Below are 18220 nucleotides of genomic sequence, written 5' to 3'. Positions count from 1 at the left end.
TTTCAATTTTTGGGCTGAGAGAAGTGGGTGAATAGTATCACAAAAATTAGTAAAATTGTATCTTTGCAGTAACTATGGAATACGCAGAAAACATATTGGGAACCATCGGGAACACCCCCTTGGTAAAATTGAATAAATTAACGGCAGAACTACCTTGTTTGGTGCTCGCTAAATACGAGACTTTTAACCCTGGTAACTCTGTAAAGGACCGTATGGCCTTACAGATGATTACAGATGCGGAGGAAGCAGGAATCCTAAAACCAGGTGGCACCATCATTGAGGGGACCTCTGGGAATACCGGAATGGGCTTGGCCCTTGCAGCAGTGGTAAAAGGGTATAAAATGATCTGTGTGATCAGCGATAAGCAGTCCAAGGAAAAGATAGATATTCTCAAGGCCATGGGCAGTGAGGTTCATGTTTGTCCAACCGATGTGGAACCGGAAGATCCAAGAAGTTATTATTCCACAGCCAAAAGATTGGCCACCGAGATTCCTAATTCTTGGTATGTGAACCAGTATGACAATCCATCAAATACCAAGGCGCACTTTCTGAGTACCGGACCTGAAATTTGGGAACAGACAGACGGGAAGGTCACCCATTTTGTAGTGGGCGTAGGAACCGGGGGAACCATCTCCGGAGTAGGATCCTATTTGAAAATGAAGAACCCCAATGTGAAGGTTTGGGGAATAGATACCTATGGCTCCGTATTTAAAAAATACCACGAGACAGGGATTTTCGACAAGAACGAAATATACCCATATATCACAGAAGGTATTGGAGAGGATATCCTACCAAAGAATGTGAATTTTGACGTCATAGACGGTTTTACCAAGGTTACCGATAAGGATGCCGCCGTTTACACCGCCAGATTGGCAAAGGAAGAAGCAATGTTCTTAGGAAATTCGGCAGGTGCCGCCGTAAAAGGCCTGCTTCAATTAAAGGAACATTTCACCAAGGATGATGTGGTTGTGGTTCTTTTCCATGATCACGGTAGCAGATATGTAGGTAAAATGTTCAATGAGGATTGGATGCGAGAAAAAGGTTTTATAGATTAGTAGGGTATAAACCCTAATAACCTTTCCCATGAAATTAAAGTACGCTTTAAGCTTTCTGCTATGTACCATATGCAGCACGGTTGTTCTTGCCCAAAAACTTTCCAGAACAGAGAAGAAAATAGTAAAGAGCATTGAAGCCAACAATACAGAAGCCATAGGTTTCCTGGAAAAGGTGGTGAATATCAATAGCGGTACGCTAAACGCCAAAGGGGTAAAAGAGGTGGGCATGGTGTTCAAGGATGCCTTTGATCAGATCAATTTTAAGACCAATTGGATAGAAATGCCCCAGGAAATGAATAGGGGAGGGCATCTGTTTGCCGAAACTACAGGTAAAAAAGGAAAAAAATTGCTCCTCATTGGGCATTTGGATACCGTCTTTGAAGAAGACAGTCCGTTTCAGACCTTTGAAATGGTAAACGATAGTATTGCCCATGCACCGGGAGGCAATGATATGAAGGGAGGGGATGTTATTCTTTTATACGCCCTAAAGGCCCTGCATGATAACGGTCTCCTTACTAATGCACAGATCATAGTAGCTTTTACGGGCGATGAGGAAAGTACCGGCAAGCCCTTGGACGTCAGTAGAAAGGATTTGATAGAAGCCGCCAAGCGGAGCGATATCGCCCTAAATTTTGAAACGTCCACAGGTTTTAACTATGCCACCGTGGCCAGAAGGGGATCTTCTGGGTGGAAGGTGGAAGTGACCGGAAAAAGGGCACATTCCTCAGGGATTTTTAATGATAATACAGGAGCGGGTGCCATTTTTGAAATGTCGCGCATCCTTAATGAATTTTATAACGAGGTAAAGGGCGAAGAGTTTTTAACCTTTAATCCGGGAACGTTGTTGGGTGGTACTTTTGTGACCTATGACGAGATGACCAGTAAGGGTACGGCCTTTGGAAAAACCAATGTGGTGGCACAATCGGCGGTGGTTCATGGTGGACTTCGTTTTATCTCGGAAGAACAAAAAGAAAATGCAAGGGAAAAAATGAGGGCCATTGTTGCCAATAACCTGCCACAGACCTCTGCAACCATCAGTTTTACGGACAGCTATCCGGCCATGGGTCCAACGCCCGGCAACCAACGGTTGTTGGAAGAGCTGAGCCAGGTGAGCGTGGATCTGGGGTATGGCGAAGTTTTGGGTTATGACCCCGGAAAAAGGGGAGCTGCAGATATTTCCTTTGTGGCCGAATATGTGGATTGCCTGGATGGTCTGGGTGCTATGGGAACAGGGGCGCATACGCCTCAGGAGACCATTAACCTCAATACCATTGAAGACCTTACCAAACGTACTGCCATTTTAATTTACAGACTTATCAATCAATAAACAATGGAAAAATTAACTTCTGCCAGATGTAAGGTGCACATAGATGCCGGGGAACTGGTCAGTTTCAAGGTGGGCCGCCATGAGTATATCCATCAAAAAGGGAATCCGGGTTGGCGTAATTCCGATACGGAAATGTTTCCTATTATCGGACCTACCAGTGAGGCCGATTTTATGGTGGAAACCCCTAATGGCATGGCCGTGCAGGACCAACATGGACTTTTGCGGGAGCTGGCCTATGAATTGGTTTCCCAAACCGATACCAAGGTGGTCTATCTCAAAAAATACAGCTCGGGCACAGAGATAAAAAATTCGAAATTCCCTGAAAAATCCAGTGCGGCATTTTTGACCTGGCCCTATGATTTCAGCTTTGAAAAAAGCTATGAACTGAAAGGGACTATTTTGGAAATTGCCTTCACCATTTCTGGAGAGGAAGGGATGCCCTACATGCTGGGCTACCACCCAGCCTTTTACCTGCATAATTTGGCTCCTGTCATTGATACGGGGGCAAGGAAAATTACCCTTGAAGAGGTTTTGGACGTAGGAAGCAGGGCACTAGAGGTGAAAGACTGCACCTCCATTACCTTATGCGATAAAAAAAACCTCACCATTACAACCCAAGGGTTCGGAAGCTTTATGTTATGGACAGAGGTTCCCAATATGGTCTGTATAGAGCCCATCACCTTTTATCCCTATGCGGTAACCCAACAGCGGTTGGCAACAGGATTTCAGGAATTAGGGAAAGACCCCAAAGTGTGTACCGTAACCTTAATTCCAGAAGAATAATTTTATGAAAATTGTCCGTTCACTAGATGTAGCTGAGGTTGGGGTTAGCCATAATGAGGAGATCAGGAAAAAGGTGCTTTTGGAAAAAGGGACCATTCCACAACTTATGAATTTCAGTTCCGCTGTTTTTAAACCGGGACAGTCTGTGGAGACCCATAACCATCCTACCATGTACGAGGTCTTTTATATCCTAAAGGGACGGGTAGAATTTGTGGTGGAACAAGATAAGGTCATTTTGGGAGTAGGGGATTGTATCACCATAGCCCCGGGAGAAATGCACTCCCAGAGTAACCCATATGAAGAAAATGTAGAATGGATATATTTCGGAATTGCCACAGATTAATTTTTAAATATTCCAATGTAGCAAATGTTACTTTAGGCCTATCCTAAAAATGTTAATTTTGACCCATGCGTAAATTTTTCCCTTTTCTGGATTGGTTGCCTAAATACCAAAAGAATTTCTTTGCCAATGATCTGGTGGCCGGACTCACCGTTGGGGTGATCCTAATTCCCCAAGGGATGGCCTATGCCATGATTGCCGGACTACCACCGGTTTATGGATTGTATGCCTCCTTGTTCCCTATTTTGGTGTATGCCTTGTTGGGAACATCTCGGCAGGTAGCCATTGGGCCCGTGGCCATGGATTCCCTTTTGGTTGCGGCCGGACTGGGGGCTTTGGCCATCACCACCATGGAAGAATACATCGTAATGGCCGTGTTTTTGGCCTTTATGGTGGGAGCAATACAATTGACCTTGGGTTTTTTGCGGATGGGCTTCCTCGTAAATTTCATGTCGAAACCCGTCATCAGCGGGTTTACATCGGCAGCCGCCCTGACCATCATCTTTAGTCAGTTGAAACACCTGCTTGGGGCCAATATTCCCAACAGCAATCAGTTTCATCAAATGATCCTCAATGCCTTTAATAATTTATCGAGTACCAATCCATACGACCTTGCTATAGGGGTTGTTGGGATCTTGATCATTGTACTTTTAAAGCGATGGAACCCAAAGATTCCCTCCGTACTCTTGGTAGTACTGTTGGGCGGCTTTGCCGTATATTTTTTAGGTTTGGAATCTTTTGGAGTTAATGTGGTAGGGGTAGTGCCCGAAGGTCTTCCTTCTTTTAACCTCCCGGCTTTTGAGTTGGATAGGGCTAAGGAAATTTTTCCCATAGCGCTCGCTTTGGCATTGGTAGGGTATTTGGAAACCATTTCCATAGGGAAGGCCTTGGAAGAAAAGACCAATAAGGAAACCATAGATGCCAATCAGGAACTGGTGGCCTTAGGTGCCTCCAATATGGTAGGCTCCTTTTTTCAATCCTATCCTGTAACCTCTAGTTTTTCCCGCTCTGCCATCAATGCGGAATCTGGTGCCAAAACAACTATTGCCTCCTTGTACAGTGTACTATTGGTAGTAGTCACCCTGCTATTTCTAACGCCTTTATTCTACTTTTTGCCCAATGCGGCCTTGGCCTCCATTATTATGGTATCGGTCTTTGGGCTTATAGATATACCCTACCCAAAAAGTCTGTGGAAACATAGAAAGGATGAATTTGGGGTGCTGGCCATTACCTTTTTGTTCACCTTGTTTGTGGGGATCAAAGAAGGAATATTAGTGGGCGTTTTAGTATCTTTATTAGTGATGGTCTATAGGACCTCCAAGCCCCATTTTGCAGTTCTGGGAAATATTAGGGGAACCGATTATTATAAGAATATAGAGCGGTTTGGGGATGAGATAGACATGCGTGATGATATTTTGATCATTCGCTTTGATGCCCAATTGTATTTTGGGAATACCAATTTCTTCAAGACACAACTATTTAAACAGATTGAGGCCAAAGGAGATGCTTTGAAATTGGTGGTTTTAAATGCAGAAGCAATCAATTATATAGATTCTACCGCTGCTAAGATGCTGATGCATGTTATTGAGGAAATCCATACCCGGAATATTGAATTTTATATCGCTGGGGCAATTGGTCCTACCAGGGATATTATTTTTACAACGGGTATCATAGATGTTTTGCACAAGGAGTGTCTATTTGTAAAAATCAACGAAGCCGTGGAGTATTTTGACCATCCGGGCAATGTATCCCTTTTGGGCAAGAATGTGGCCCATCAGAGTAGAATATTCGGTAACTAATGTTACTGTGTGCATGAATGGTAATTGCTAAATTTGTAGAAGATTAAAGCGATTAAGAATAAAAATACTTCTACCATAGGTGTGGGAGTAAGATATAACTAAAGAGATTTGATGATGAAAATAGAACAAATTTATACAGGTTGTTTGGCACAAGGGGCCTATTATATAGAAAGTAAGGGCGAGGTTGCCATTATTGATCCGTTACGTGAGGTGGAACCCTATTTAAAAAGGGCCAAGGCCGATAAGGCTGAGATAAAGTATATTTTGGAAACACATTTTCATGCCGATTTTGTGAGTGGCCACGTCACCTTGTCCAAGGAAACAGGGGCGCCAATTGTTTTTGGTCCCAATGCGAATCCGTCGTTTGATGCCATTATAGCCAAAGACGGACAGGAATTTAAGCTGGGGGATATTACCATTAAGGTCTTGCACACCCCAGGGCATACGATGGAAAGTACCACTTATTTGTTAAGGGACGAAAACGGGAGGGACCATGCGATCTTCTCAGGCGATACCCTTTTCTTAGGGGATGTGGGAAGACCGGATCTGGCGCAAAAAGCAGCAAGTATGACCCAAGAAGATCTTGCGGGACTGTTGTTCGATAGCTTACGGAATAAAATTATGCCCTTGGCCGACGATGTGATCGTATACCCGGCGCACGGTGCAGGTTCTGCCTGTGGCAAGAATATGATGAAGGAGACCGTGGATACCCTTGGGAACCAGAAGAACATGAATTATGCCCTTAGGGCAGATATGACCAAGGCGGAGTTTGTAAAAGAGGTCACGGACGGACTCTTACCACCGCCAAAATATTTCCCTTTGAATGTTAAGATGAACAAGGAGGGATATGATGATATTTCAGAGGTCATTGAAAGGGGGACCATAGCCCTTTCTCCGGATGAATTCGAAGAGGCCGCCAATGAAACGGCTGCCATTGTACTGGATGTAAGGCACCAAAACGAATTTGTGAAGGGCCACATACCACAGTCCATTTTTATTGGTCTGGATGGAGGATTTGCCCCTTGGGTAGGGGCCCTGATAGCAGATGTAAAACAACCCATTTTGCTGATCACCCCTGAAGGGAGGGAAGAGGAGACGGTTACACGCCTGTCCCGCGTAGGGTTCGATGGCACCACAGGGTATTTAAAAGGTGGTTTTGAAGCTTGGAAAAAAGCTGGGAAGGAATATGATACCATTACTTCCATCTCTGCTGAAGAGTTTAAAAAGTCTGAAGCTAGTACACATGCCCCTGTATTCGACGTACGCAAGGAAAGCGAATACCTATCCGAACACGTTGTGGATGCCGAGAATACACCCTTGGATTTCCTTAACGATCATATGGCCGAGTTTCCAAAAGAGGAAACATTTTATGTGCACTGTGCCGGAGGTTACCGCTCAGTAATTGCAGCATCCATTCTTAAAAGTAGAGGTATTCATAACCTGATCGACATAGCGGGAGGTTTTGGCGCTCTTAAAAAGACTGGTGTTCCGGTATCGGACTTCGTCTGTCCGACCACCCTCTAATCTTATATAATATTAGTCTAAGACCCCACCCATCGGTGGGGTTTTTTTATGGGGCGTATCGCGATTCTGCCACTGGATAATGCAAGTGCCTGATCTAAGTCATGTTATATATTTTATGGTCGCGTTATATTTACTCAACGAACACTATAAGAGTAAAGATATGAAAACGATGTATTTCACTAAATTCGTGATAGGGACGTTACTATTGATAGCAGTTGCAAGCCTTGCCAATTTTATAATATATCTAGTTCAATTCCTGAACTGATAATTCTAAGATCATGAAAACAAATATGGGTGCTGTGGATAGGTTGATTCGGTTTATATTGGCCTTGGCCATGGGACTTTTGATATATTATGATATTGTAGGGGGGATCCTATCCTACGTGCTATTGGCGGTCATAGGAATTTTTGCCCTTACCAGTCTTGTTGGCTTTTGTCCATTATACTCCTTATTGGGGTGGAATACCTTTAGCCATAAAAAAAAGAGAGGGGATATTTAAACATCAAATCCCAAGAATCCAACCAGAAGGTTGGTTTTTTTTGTGCAATATTTCCTGGCCCTCCCTTCAAAATACATCCATTATTCCTCGCGTTACTTGTGGTAAAACGCATCGACCTAACATGTTGCCGTACTAATTCCCGCCCAACTATTATATAAGCATAGACCATGGAATCATAGTAAATATCAATAGCTTTAAATGAACGCTTTATGGTCAATTACAGTTATATTTGTAACAATACGGAAGGAGTTTGTAAATGTTAATAAAAACTTAATTCCTCTGTTATTTGTGTGTTGTATTTTCTTATATTCAAGTGTAGTATGATTGTTAAAATGATTAAAGATTTTATCGAAAGAATAGGGGTCATGAATTGCATAATGCTCCTAGTTGTATTATCCATAATAATTGTTTCAGAATACCATTTCTTGCAAGGAGATAAACTTGAAGCCATCTTTATCGCCTTCTGGGCACCAACCATTTTAGGTTTTATGAACTATTTAAAGTACAAAAAGTAATGGAACTTATCTATATATACTCCATTGTCGTAGGCATCATCTTTGTTGTCTGGCTCCTTTTTGTGATGAGGATGTACTCAAAAATGAATAAATAGGTAGCTTTAAGATCCCTAATTACCTTCTTCAATCCTTAATTCGCCTCAAACAGTTCCATCAGGGGAATAACATTCATCGTATTTCTGCTTAAATAGGATTTAAGGATTCGTTGGGTATCTAAATTATCTTTTTGTGGATTCATGAAGGCATCGATGTCCTCCAACGAAGTAATTGTATTTTCTTTTTCAATAAAGCCATAACCGGAATATTGCCCATTTTTTATGAGGACAAAAGCTTCCTCCTCTGAACTCCTGCCTTTTTCCTTAATGATGATATCATCATTCTTGGCAACCATATGCGTCACAGCTGCATTAACTTTTTCGTTGTACCTGGCAACAGGTTCCTTGTCCCGGCAAATCCCTTCACAGGTAATGATCTTATAATGTGAGCAAGCAGTGACATTTTCTTGTAGATGGCAGTATTTGGGACATAAGGAAAAATCCATGCATACCTGTTCCAAATAGGCCCTACTTTCTGTAATGTTATTGAAGGTCACAAAGGCATTGGGTGCCTGCTTCAGCTTATTGAACGCTAAATGAAGAATGCCATTTCTATCCTCATAGGTGAAGATGCCATACTGTTGGGTAGGTCTCTTTTGTGATCTGTTATATTGTGGAAAATGGTGTTTGATGGCAGCAGATTCCATCAAGAGAGCAACCAATTCACTCCCCGAAAGCTCAAAATCAACATGGGCCGTTTCCTGGCACATGACCACTTCCTTGGATGATTTGTCATAGAAATGCCCCAACACCCGCTTCTTTATGTTATTGGCCTTGCCCACATAGATGATCTTCTTTTTGGAGTTCTTAAAATAGTAGACCCCACTGGCAGTAGGTAAGGAATCAAAATTTAATTTGGACAAGGCGGGGGGTAAGGTGGCCTCTTGGGAACGGGAATTTAAAAACGCTTGTATGACCGACTCCGCTCCCTCCGTATTTAGCATCCGCTTCAATAATAGAACGGTGGCATGGGCATCTCCTCTTGCCCGATGCCTATCGGTAAGGGGAATATCAAGGGAAGTGCACAGTTTTCCCAAACTATATGAATGTAGGCCTGGCACCAATTTACGGGACAGGCGGATGGTACATAGCTTCTTTCGGGAAAAGGATATGCCCAGTTCCTGGAGTTGATTTTTTATAATATTATAGTCAAAATTGACATTGTGGGCCACAAAAACGGTGTCCTTGGTAATGTCCAATATCCTATCGGTAATCTCCTCTAGCTTTGGAGCATTGCGAACCATATCGTTGTCGATACCCGTTAAGCCGGTTATAAAATAGGGGATGTCGCATTCTGGGTTGACCAATGATGTAAATTCATCAATTATGGTATCCCCATCATACTTGAAAATGGCAATTTCGGTGATCCTGTTCCCTTTTACCCCGTTCCCTGTGGTTTCTATATCAATAACCGTATATAACATTCCCAATAATTCCCCTGCGTTGTTTTGAGCCTATAAATTTAATGGAAAATAGGCAGGACTAGGGTGCCTGGAGGGTTAAATATTTTGTAAGTTAAAAATGAATTGGGGGAGTATTTCCTTTAATGTTTTTTATGGTGTAATTTTAGAAAATGAAACGGGAAATTGCGACATTGGAGGATATAAAATTTTTGGTGGATACCTTTTATACTAAAGTCCGACAAGATGAGCTGATAGGTGTTATATTCAACAAGGTAATTGGTGATAAGTGGGCAGTCCACTTGGAGAAAATGTATGGATTTTGGCAGACCCTCTTATTGGGGAATCATACTTATTATGGAAGCCCCTTTGCCCCACATGCCAAATTACCGTTGCACCAAGAACATTTTGATCGTTGGCTGCAGTTGTTCAATAGTACCCTGGACGAACATTTTGAAGGTGAAAAGGCGGAAGAGGCAAAATGGAGGGCTCAAAAAATGGCAGAAATGTTCCATTATAAAATCCAATTTTTAAGGGAAAAGGGAGCAAATTATCTAAATTGATATTTAATGAGGGCGGAACTAATTCCACTAACGGTTTTTATTCAATATATTACAAGAGCAAAATGTAATAGGTTAACTTTGGGATATGAAATTTTTTAAAGAGAACAGCAATATTTTTAATTTGCTCTCCAGTGCTATTTCCGAAGGAATCATTGTGGTGAACAGGGAACAATTCATCGTAGCCACTAACAACTCTGCCAATGAAATGTTCGGGTACAGCAATGGCGCCTTAATTGGGAAACCCTTGAATACCTTGATACCCCAAAAATTTCATCACAATCATGGCGGTCATTTTGCGGGCTTTATGCAGAAGAGCAATAAACGCCAAATGGGTCAAGGTCGTGATTTGTTCGGAATGCGAAAAAACGGCGAAGAATTTCCCGTCGAGGCTGGGCTCAATCCTTTTGAAGTAGATGGGGTCACATATGTAATGGCCCTGGTCATAGATATTACACAAAGAAAACATCAAGAGCGACAGATCAGTGATCTCAATTCCCAATTGGAGGCTAAAATAGAATTGCGTACCAAAGAATTAAATGATATCGTTTTAGAGCTTAGGGGAGAGGTCAACCTAAGAAAAGAGGCAGAAAGCAAGGCCAAAATGGCCCTCAAGAAAGAACGGGAACTCAATGAGCTTAAGACAAAGTTTCTCTCTTTGGTATCCCATGAATTTAAGACACCATTGAGTAGCATCCTAACCTCTGCCACCCTGATATCGAAATACCAGTTAAGTGATCAACAGCCTAAAAGGGACAAACATCTGGACACTATTAAGAACAAGGTAAAATACTTGGATACCATCCTCACCGATTTTCTATCAGTGGAACGATTGGAATCTGGGAAAGTAAATTATAAGTTTACTACGTTCCCATTGAGCAAATTGGTAAACGAAGTCATCTATGATGCGAATATGCTGTTGAAAACAGGGCAGAACATACGTTACCCGGATAATATAGATGATGTGATCATAGATTTTGATGAGAAAATCCTGGAATTGATTTTATCCAACCTCATACATAATGCCATTAAATATTCCCCGGAATACTCTCCCATAGATATACAAGTGGAACATAACAAAAAAATGGTTACTTTAAAGGTCATAGATCAGGGTATGGGTATTCCAAAAGAGGAACAAAAATATATATTCAATCGGTATTTCAGGGCAGAAAATGCCCTATTGACCCAAGGTACGGGGATAGGTTTGAATATAGTTAAAGGCCACTTGGAAAATCTTGGAGGATCAATAGAGTTTACGAGCGAAGAAAATAAGGGTTCAACCTTTAATATTCAGCTACCTTTATTACATAATTTAAATTAAGAATGAAAACGGTACTTTTAATTGAAGATGATTTGGCTTTGCGGGAAAACACCCAAGAACTATTGGAACTTGCCAATTACAAGGTTATAACTGCTCCAAACGGAAAATTGGGGATTCAATACGCTTTGGACACTATACCTGATATCGTGGTATGTGATATCATGATGCCCGAAATTGATGGGTATGGGGTATTGCAAGCTTTGACCTCCAATGCAAAGACCAATCATATTCCTTTTATTTTCCTATCCGCCAAGACAGAGCACAAGGAAATAAGGAAAGGGATGGATTTGGGTGCCGATGATTATTTGACCAAACCTTTTGAAGAGGAAGACCTGTTCAGTGCCATAGAAAGTAGGTTGGCCAAAGCAGAGATTCTAGCCCAAATAAAGAATAATGGGCAAAAGAACCTTTCTGAAGATCAGCAAGAACTGCGCAATTTAAATGAGCTGAAAAACTTTTTTGATGACCATGGGCAAATATATTCCTTCAAAAATGGGGAGACCATTTATCAGGAAGGAGACCATTCCAATAAAATATATTTAAGTTTAAAGGGTGCGGTAAAATGTTATAAAATGGACAGTGATGGGAAGGAATTGGTTACTTCACTACATCCATCTGATGATTTTTTGGGCTTTACTTCTTTTATGGACAACATCCCATATGAAGAATCTGCCGTTGCTGTAGAGGATGTGGAACTGGTAGGAGTATCCAAGGATCTTTTAAAATCCATCCTTCAAAAGAACAATCAGGTATCCATAGAGCTTTTGGGACTGCTTTCCAAAAACCTGTCAGAGATCAAACAGCAATTGTTGCAAATGGCCTATAGTTCCGTTAGAAAAAAAACGGCCCAAACACTTATGCAATTCGCAGATCTGTTGAACAAATCAGGGGATAAGCCCATTAAAGTCTCTAGAAGCGATCTGGCCAGTGTAGCCGGGATTGCTACAGAGAGCCTCATTAGAACACTTTCTAGTTTCAAAAAAGAAGGAATTATAGATATAGAGGGTAGGAACATAAAAATTCTGGATCTCAACCTTTTAAAGCAAATGAACTGATAGGACTTGTGTCAGGTTAACTTTTTTTTGCTCCTTGTCATTCAAAACTGATTATTGTCATATTCTAGGCCACATTGCACCAATACTTTTGCTTTAAGCATTGAGTATAATGAAGAATATTTTAGTTCCCACAGATTTCTCGGAAGATTCCTTAAATGCGGTATCCTATGCGTTGGAGTTACTGAAAAAAAGCCCTTGTAATTTCTATTTACTCCATGTAAATGATTTGAGCGGGTATGCTTATCAGGGATTGAGTTATGCCGCCTCTCCAGAAGTATTGGTAGAAGATGTTATAGCCACGGCCAAAAAGAAACTTCATGTTTTTCTCAAAAAGGTGGGAAGCATGGCAAAAATGAAGGAGCATCATTTCTATCCATTATACGATCAGGGTTTTTTTATAGAGTGTATCAGAAGAAATGTAGAGGAGCGCAAAATTGATCTGATTGTAATGGGAACCAAAGGAACTTCGGGAGCTTTAGGGGAAGTTATAGGTAGCAATACAGGAGATGTAATTACCAAGGTGAAGTGCAATACCTTGGCGGTTCCTGTAATGGCCTCGTTTGGGCAGCTGGAAGAAATTGCATTCCCCACTGATTATAATATTTTTTATTCGGCGAAGATACTTTCTGCCATTTCTGATCTTCTGGAAACAAATAAGTCCTATTTGAGGGTAATGCATGCTTCTAAATCAGGGCAACTGTTAACAGAATCCCAGATTAAGAATAAGGAATACCTGGAAGATTATCTCAACGAGACCTTTGAAAAGAAGAACAGTTTTCATTCCATAACCAATAAAAATGTTACGGCTGCCGTACAATGTTTTGTTGAAAGTAGAAATATAGACCTGCTGGTAATGGTTGCCAAAAATTTAAATTTTCTACAGCAAATTGTGTTTAGTTCCAAAGTGGAAAAAATAAGTTTCCACACTAAAATCCCTTTTTTGGTAATACACGATTAATGGTAAAACCTATTTAATTTCTAAAGGTACTAAATGGAGTAACTAGTTGCTGTGCGACTTGATGGTGGCCACCAATTCATTTTTTTGTAGTACCCCGGATTGCCGCCAAAGCTGATTCCCATTTTTGAACAGGATCATGGTTGGTACCCCACGGACCTGAAATTTTCCTGCCAACGCCTGGTTCTTGTCCACATCTATTTTAATGACCTTAATGGCATCTCCCAATTCATCCTTCACTTGTTTTAAGATGGGCGCCAACATCTTGCATGGTCCGCACCAATCGGCGTAAAAATCAACCAAAACAGGTGTTTCTGAGTTAATAATGTCGTTAAAACTACTCTTCATTTTAGTCGTCTGTTTTTTAGTAAGATATTAAAATACAAAAAAAGGATAACTGACCTTTATCATCCACATGATTTCCTCTCTTTTTTGGTAAGACTGATATTTATCATAGATTATTTTTCGCATTGCTTCTACTTTTAAGATATACCTAAAATAGTAGCCAACGTTATGGATCAAAGAGTTTTATTACCAACAGATTTTTCTAAAAATGCACTAAATGCCATAAGGTATGCCTTGGATATGTACAAGGAACAGCAATGTGAGTTTTACATGATGAATGTATTTCGCGTAGATGGATATTCTTTAGATAATATGATGGTGCCAGAACCTGGCAATAAGGCCTATGATGACGCTAAAAAGGCTTCCGAGGAGAACTTCCGGAAGTTGTTGGATATATTGGAACTGCACAATACCAACCCAAAACACACCTATCATACCATCTCCTGTTACAATTCACTAATTGATGCTATCAATGATACTATTTCAAAAAAGGATATAGATATAGTGGTTATGGGCACAAAGGGATCTACAGGGTCCAAGGGCGTTATTTTTGGAACCAATACCGTAGCGACAATGGAGGCAGTGACAGATTGTCCAGTCCTGTCCGTCCCTGAGAATTTTAGATTTTCACCCCCTGTAGAAATTGTATTTCCTACGGATTACAAGACAAATTTTAAAAGAAGGGAACTCAAATATGTGCTGGATATTTCCAAGATGCACAAGACCCCGGTTCGCGTACTTCATATCGTAGAGGAGCCTAAATTATCTAAAACGCAGGAGGCGAACAAAGAGCTATTGGAATCTATTTTGTCAGATGTCGAATTCAGTACTCATACCCTATCGGATACAAAGGTCCATAAAGGAATAGGCTTTTTTATAGAAAGTAGAGGTAGCGATATGATTGCATTTTTAAATAAACAACATAGTTTTTTTGGCATCATGTTTACCAAACCTTTGGTAAAGGAAATCGGTTATCACGCCAAAATTCCAATTTTAGTGCTTAATGATTATTCAAAATAAGAAGACATGGAAAGAGTAGGGATATGGTTAGATAAGAAACAAGCTAAAATTTTAAAGTTGTCCAACGGTAAGGAAGAATTTCTAACCCTGAAATCGGAAGTGGAGTTTTTTCATCCTTCAGGGGGTGGGAGGGCACCCTTTAAATGGGGAGGTACCCAAGATGTAGTTCGGGAAAGTTCCTATATGGAGCGAGAAAAGCAACAATTGAAAAGCTATTTTAAAAATTTGGTCGATATCATTGGGGATGCGGAGGCCATAGCCGTTTTTGGTCCGGCCATAACCAGAGAAATGTTTGGGAAACAACTCATAGATAAATACCCGGCCCTAGCTTCTAAAATAAAAGTGATTGCCAAAAAGGACAGTATGACCGACAATCAAATTAAAGCCTTGATAAAGGATTTTTACAAGGGCTAAACTTAGGCTGTGCCTTACTAAAATATAATCTGTAAATGATGCAACAGCTTTACGATTTTCTGGAACAACAACCTTTTTTAGTTAGCATATTGCGATTGCTGTTTTGGGTGTTGTTCATTATAGTAGGGATTCGATTGTTGAGAAAGATTGCCCGAAATAGGATAGATAATGTAAGCTTTAGATACAAGACACAAAAGGGGATAGAGGTTTTTGGTTATGTGTTGATTGCCATCCTCTTTTTGGTGTTTTTTACTGCGGGCAACATTAAGGACTACTCCCTTGTTATAGGCCTTTTTACGGCTGGTATCACGTTTACTTTACAAGAGTTGATATTAAGCATTGCAGGCTCCTTTTACATTTTTGCGGTGAGGGTCTATACCCCTGGTGACCGAATAGAAATAAACGGTATTAAGGGCGATGTTATAGATATTGATAGTATTTATACCACCATTATGGAAATGGGGGAGTGGGTAAGTAGTGATAATTATTCCGGGAGGATTGTCAAGATCAGTAACGCCTTTGTTTTTAAGGGCCCCATAAAAAATTACTCCATGGATTTTCCTTTTGTATGGGACGAACTCAATATTCTGGTTACCTATGAGTCAGATGTGGAATTGGCAAAGAAAATTGTTTTGGACAGCTCTATGGAGCTTCTCTCGGATTATGTGGAGGGTAGCAAGGCAAAATGGGGGGAGATGGTAGAGCGGTATTATATTGAGAATGCCACCTTGGAACCTACTATCGCCATAAAGCTGACCGATAATTGGATAGAGGTGAACGTGAGGTACATTACAGATTATAAGTTAAGAAGAGGTACCAGGCATAAACTTTTTGACAGTATTCAAAAAGAGGCATTGCGAACAGATGGAAAAGTAATCCTGGCCTCTGCCACCTTGCAATTATTGAAAATTCCTGAGGTAGATGTAAGGATAAAACATAACGGGTAAAGCCATAACGTATGGAAATAGTAAAATCTTCTGGGGAAAGGGTGAAGTTTTCAATGTCCAAATTGCGGAATTCCTTAAAGCGCAGTGGGGCAGATGATGATTTGGTCAATCTTATTGTAGATCGCGTACAAGATGAGCTTTATCAGGGGATCAGCACCAAAGAAATCTACAACAGGGCTTTTGCCATATTAAAAAAGAAGCAGTCCATCTCTGCTTCTAAATACAAGTTGAAGAAAGCGATTTATGAATTTGGTCCAACGGGATATCCTTTCGAAAAATTTATAAGTGCCATTCTGGAATACTCTGGATATACAACCCAAGTAGGTAAGGTAATGCCCGGATTTTGTGTAAAACATGAAATAGATGTTTTTGCCCAAAAGAATGGGGAAGCCACAATTATTGAATGTAAATTCCACAGTGAGGAAGGGAGAAACTGCAATGTTAAGGTTCCCTTGTACATTCATTCCAGATATCTGGATGTGAAAAAACATTGGGACGCCAAAGAGTATTTGGACCTGCATTTTGGTGTTGGTTGGGTAGCTACGAATACCCGCTTTACCGAAGATGCCATGCTCTATGGGAAATGTGCCGGGTTGTATTTGTTGAGCTGGGATTATCCCAAGGATAATGGACTAAAAGACCGCATAGACAGATTGGGACTGTATCCCATCACCGTATCTACATTGTTGAGCGCACGTGAAAAACAATTTTTGTTGAGCAGGGATGTGGTTCTATGCCAACAGTTGCTTCATGACAAATTTTTTCTGGACCATCTCGGTATTTCCGATTCGCGAAAGAAAAGAATCATGAAAGAGATAGAACTGTTGTGCAATTGTTAAGAGGGGTATATGGCCAATATAAAAATACATTTTCTGGGTGCCGCTGGTACGGTAACAGGTTCCAAGTACTATTTGGAGACCCCTGTGATGAATATCATGATAGACTGCGGGATGTTCCAGGGGCTCAAGGAGCTACGATCTCAGAACTGGCAGCCTTTGCCAATACAGGCAGACAAAATTGGAATTGTCCTGCTCACTCATGGCCATTTGGATCATACGGGATACCTGCCGAGATTGGTCAAGGAAGGATTTAAAGGTCAAATAATTGGTACGGCGCCCACCCTGTCCATAACTGCAATTATTTTGAGGGACAGCGCCAAAATCCATGAGGAAGAGGCAGAACAGGCCAATAAAATGGGATATAGTTCCCACGATCCTGCATTACCGTTCTATACCTTAAGAGAGGCCGAAAGGGCCATTGATCTGTTCCAAGCTGAAGAAAAAGATCAATGGGTATCCCTATCTGATACTATTAAATATAGGTTTAGGTTCAATGGCCACATCATTGGGGCCACCTTTATAGAATTGGAAATTTTGGGTAAACTATTTGTTTTCTCCGGAGATATTGGTAGGAAAGTAGATGCTCTTATGGATGCACCGGAAAGGCCTCAGTGGGCCGACTTTCTTTTCTTGGAGAGTACCTATGGCAACAGATTGCACCCTCAGGAAAATGTGGAGGAGATTGTCATTGGCCTTGTGGAACGAACCATTCACGAAAAGGGACAGCTTATTATCCCTTCCTTTGCCGTGGAACGATTGCAATCATTGATCTATCTATTCTGGAACCTATACAAGAAAAATCGCATTCCCAACATCCCCATTTATGTGGACAGCCCTATGGGCAACAATGTACTCTCCGTTTTTGAGAATTACCCACAGTGGCACAAACTATCCATGAGTGAATATAAGGCCATGTGCAATCATGTAAACATCATCACCTCTTATGCGGATACCTGGAAAACCATTGATGATCCCAGACCAAAAATTGTAATTGCAGGTAGTGGGATGATCACTGGAGGTCGTGTTCTGACCTATTTAAATCAATTGATAGATGAACCGGCCACCACTGTCCTTCTAGTGGGGTATATGGCAGAGGGTACAAGGGGCAGGCAGTTGTTGGAAGGGGCCCATGAGCTTAAATTTTTTGGAAAATACCATCCCGTAAAAGCCCAAGTGGCCCATTTGGAAAGTCTCTCCGCCCATGCTGATCAACAGGAACTGTTAGATTGGCTGAAGGAGATAAAAAACATCCCGGAAAGGGTCTTCCTGATACATGGGGAACCTACTGCCCTGGATGCTTTTAGGACCAAAATCAGGGACAGTTACCGTTGGAATGTGCATATACCCAAACTGTATGAAGTAGTGGAAATTGTGATCTAAGTTTTTGGTCATGACTTTTGTCATTTTAATAATGCCGTGTTGGCAA

The 18220-nt window shown here is 41.2% G+C and carries 18 protein-coding genes; 16 read left to right on the top strand and 2 right to left on the bottom strand.

What is annotated here, in order from left to right; all coding sequences use genetic code 11:
• The first annotated feature begins 74 nt into the window (after positions 1-74).
• The 7 genes from ABXZ32_RS02805 (at position 75) to ABXZ32_RS02775 (ending at position 7328) form a co-directional block, all read left to right on the top strand.
• On the top strand, positions 75-1055 hold the full coding sequence (locus ABXZ32_RS02805) for a PLP-dependent cysteine synthase family protein (RefSeq protein WP_354617163.1): 981 nt from the start codon (positions 75-77) through the stop codon (positions 1053-1055).
• Positions 1056-1083: 28 nt separating this feature from the next.
• Positions 1084-2382 carry a M20/M25/M40 family metallo-hydrolase gene (locus tag ABXZ32_RS02800; protein WP_354617162.1) on the top strand — a complete coding sequence of 433 codons (1299 nt, stop codon included), beginning with the start codon at positions 1084-1086 and terminating at the stop codon, positions 2380-2382.
• Positions 2383-2385: 3 nt separating this feature from the next.
• A complete protein-coding gene (locus ABXZ32_RS02795; protein ID WP_354617161.1) occupies positions 2386-3165 on the top strand; it encodes an aldose epimerase family protein in 780 nt (259 codons plus the stop codon).
• Positions 3166-3169: 4 nt separating this feature from the next.
• Positions 3170-3508, top strand: a complete 339-nt coding sequence (locus tag ABXZ32_RS02790) for a cupin domain-containing protein (RefSeq protein WP_354617160.1) — start codon at positions 3170-3172, stop codon at positions 3506-3508.
• A 65-nt stretch (positions 3509-3573) separates the two neighbouring features.
• On the top strand, positions 3574-5304 hold the full coding sequence (locus ABXZ32_RS02785; RefSeq protein WP_354617159.1) for a SulP family inorganic anion transporter: 1731 nt from the start codon (positions 3574-3576) through the stop codon (positions 5302-5304).
• Between the two features lie 114 nt (positions 5305-5418).
• Entirely contained in the window at positions 5419-6828 is a 1410-nt protein-coding gene (locus ABXZ32_RS02780; RefSeq protein ID WP_354617307.1) for an MBL fold metallo-hydrolase, read from the top strand.
• Between the two features lie 278 nt (positions 6829-7106).
• Entirely contained in the window at positions 7107-7328 is a 222-nt protein-coding gene (locus ABXZ32_RS02775) for a YgaP family membrane protein (protein ID WP_354617158.1), read from the top strand.
• Positions 7329-7973: 645 nt separating this feature from the next.
• Here the strand turns inward: ABXZ32_RS02775 and ABXZ32_RS02770 are convergent.
• Entirely contained in the window at positions 7974-9362 is a 1389-nt protein-coding gene (locus ABXZ32_RS02770; protein ID WP_354617157.1) for an exonuclease domain-containing protein, read from the bottom strand.
• 149 nt (positions 9363-9511) lie between these two features.
• Between ABXZ32_RS02770 and ABXZ32_RS02765 the strand changes: the two genes are divergently transcribed.
• From ABXZ32_RS02765 to ABXZ32_RS02750, 4 genes are all read left to right on the top strand, one after another.
• Complete coding sequence (locus tag ABXZ32_RS02765; RefSeq protein WP_354617156.1) at positions 9512-9901, top strand: group III truncated hemoglobin; 390 nt, start codon at positions 9512-9514, stop codon at positions 9899-9901.
• A gap of 85 nt (positions 9902-9986) precedes the next feature.
• Complete coding sequence (locus ABXZ32_RS02760; RefSeq protein ID WP_354617155.1) at positions 9987-11219, top strand: PAS domain-containing sensor histidine kinase; 1233 nt, start codon at positions 9987-9989, stop codon at positions 11217-11219.
• Positions 11220-11221: 2 nt separating this feature from the next.
• Complete coding sequence (locus ABXZ32_RS02755) at positions 11222-12274, top strand: response regulator (RefSeq protein WP_354617154.1); 1053 nt, start codon at positions 11222-11224, stop codon at positions 12272-12274.
• A 109-nt stretch (positions 12275-12383) separates the two neighbouring features.
• The gene (locus ABXZ32_RS02750; RefSeq protein WP_354617153.1) at positions 12384-13232 is read left to right on the top strand and encodes a universal stress protein; all 849 of its coding nucleotides are present in this window, start codon (positions 12384-12386) and stop codon (positions 13230-13232) included.
• Between the two features lie 42 nt (positions 13233-13274).
• Here ABXZ32_RS02750 and trxA read toward each other — a convergent pair whose 3' ends face one another.
• Positions 13275-13577, bottom strand: coding sequence for a thioredoxin (trxA, locus tag ABXZ32_RS02745; RefSeq protein ID WP_354617152.1), 303 nt, complete (start codon positions 13575-13577; stop codon positions 13275-13277).
• A 165-nt stretch (positions 13578-13742) separates the two neighbouring features.
• On the opposite strand from trxA, the gene ABXZ32_RS02740 reads away from it, so the two are divergent.
• From ABXZ32_RS02740 to ABXZ32_RS02720, 5 genes are read left to right on the top strand one after another with little or no spacing between them, the layout of a single operon-like run.
• A complete protein-coding gene (locus ABXZ32_RS02740; protein WP_354617151.1) occupies positions 13743-14594 on the top strand; it encodes a universal stress protein in 852 nt (283 codons plus the stop codon).
• Between the two features lie 6 nt (positions 14595-14600).
• Positions 14601-15008, top strand: a complete 408-nt coding sequence (locus tag ABXZ32_RS02735) for a hypothetical protein (RefSeq protein ID WP_354617150.1) — start codon at positions 14601-14603, stop codon at positions 15006-15008.
• Positions 15009-15043: 35 nt separating this feature from the next.
• Positions 15044-15955 carry a mechanosensitive ion channel family protein gene (locus tag ABXZ32_RS02730; RefSeq protein WP_354617149.1) on the top strand — a complete coding sequence of 304 codons (912 nt, stop codon included), beginning with the start codon at positions 15044-15046 and terminating at the stop codon, positions 15953-15955.
• An 11-nt stretch (positions 15956-15966) separates the two neighbouring features.
• Complete coding sequence (locus ABXZ32_RS02725; protein ID WP_354617148.1) at positions 15967-16794, top strand: ATP cone domain-containing protein; 828 nt, start codon at positions 15967-15969, stop codon at positions 16792-16794.
• A gap of 9 nt (positions 16795-16803) precedes the next feature.
• Positions 16804-18174, top strand: a complete 1371-nt coding sequence (locus tag ABXZ32_RS02720; protein ID WP_354617147.1) for an MBL fold metallo-hydrolase — start codon at positions 16804-16806, stop codon at positions 18172-18174.
• The last annotated feature ends 46 nt before the right edge of the window (positions 18175-18220 follow it).

The organism is Sediminicola luteus, assembly GCF_040566555.1.
Taxonomy (GTDB): Bacteria; Bacteroidota; Bacteroidia; order Flavobacteriales; family Flavobacteriaceae; genus Sediminicola.
This window is presented reverse-complemented; position numbering and strand designations above follow the sequence as displayed.

Coding starts and splice junctions, on each gene's coding strand:
- ABXZ32_RS02805 (WP_354617163.1), top strand. CDS start 75: ATGGAATACGCAGAAAACATATTGGGAACCATCGGGAACACCCCCTTG.
- ABXZ32_RS02800 (WP_354617162.1), top strand. CDS start 1,084: ATGAAATTAAAGTACGCTTTAAGCTTTCTGCTATGTACCATATGCAGC.
- ABXZ32_RS02795 (WP_354617161.1), top strand. CDS start 2,386: ATGGAAAAATTAACTTCTGCCAGATGTAAGGTGCACATAGATGCCGGG.
- ABXZ32_RS02790 (WP_354617160.1), top strand. CDS start 3,170: ATGAAAATTGTCCGTTCACTAGATGTAGCTGAGGTTGGGGTTAGCCAT.
- ABXZ32_RS02785 (WP_354617159.1), top strand. CDS start 3,574: ATGCGTAAATTTTTCCCTTTTCTGGATTGGTTGCCTAAATACCAAAAG.
- ABXZ32_RS02780 (WP_354617307.1), top strand. CDS start 5,419: ATGAAAATAGAACAAATTTATACAGGTTGTTTGGCACAAGGGGCCTAT.
- ABXZ32_RS02775 (WP_354617158.1), top strand. CDS start 7,107: ATGAAAACAAATATGGGTGCTGTGGATAGGTTGATTCGGTTTATATTG.
- ABXZ32_RS02770 (WP_354617157.1), bottom strand. CDS start 9,362: ATGTTATATACGGTTATTGATATAGAAACCACAGGGAACGGGGTAAAA.
- ABXZ32_RS02765 (WP_354617156.1), top strand. CDS start 9,512: ATGAAACGGGAAATTGCGACATTGGAGGATATAAAATTTTTGGTGGAT.
- ABXZ32_RS02760 (WP_354617155.1), top strand. CDS start 9,987: ATGAAATTTTTTAAAGAGAACAGCAATATTTTTAATTTGCTCTCCAGT.
- ABXZ32_RS02755 (WP_354617154.1), top strand. CDS start 11,222: ATGAAAACGGTACTTTTAATTGAAGATGATTTGGCTTTGCGGGAAAAC.
- ABXZ32_RS02750 (WP_354617153.1), top strand. CDS start 12,384: ATGAAGAATATTTTAGTTCCCACAGATTTCTCGGAAGATTCCTTAAAT.
- trxA (WP_354617152.1), bottom strand. CDS start 13,577: ATGAAGAGTAGTTTTAACGACATTATTAACTCAGAAACACCTGTTTTG.
- ABXZ32_RS02740 (WP_354617151.1), top strand. CDS start 13,743: ATGGATCAAAGAGTTTTATTACCAACAGATTTTTCTAAAAATGCACTA.
- ABXZ32_RS02735 (WP_354617150.1), top strand. CDS start 14,601: ATGGAAAGAGTAGGGATATGGTTAGATAAGAAACAAGCTAAAATTTTA.
- ABXZ32_RS02730 (WP_354617149.1), top strand. CDS start 15,044: ATGATGCAACAGCTTTACGATTTTCTGGAACAACAACCTTTTTTAGTT.
- ABXZ32_RS02725 (WP_354617148.1), top strand. CDS start 15,967: ATGGAAATAGTAAAATCTTCTGGGGAAAGGGTGAAGTTTTCAATGTCC.
- ABXZ32_RS02720 (WP_354617147.1), top strand. CDS start 16,804: ATGGCCAATATAAAAATACATTTTCTGGGTGCCGCTGGTACGGTAACA.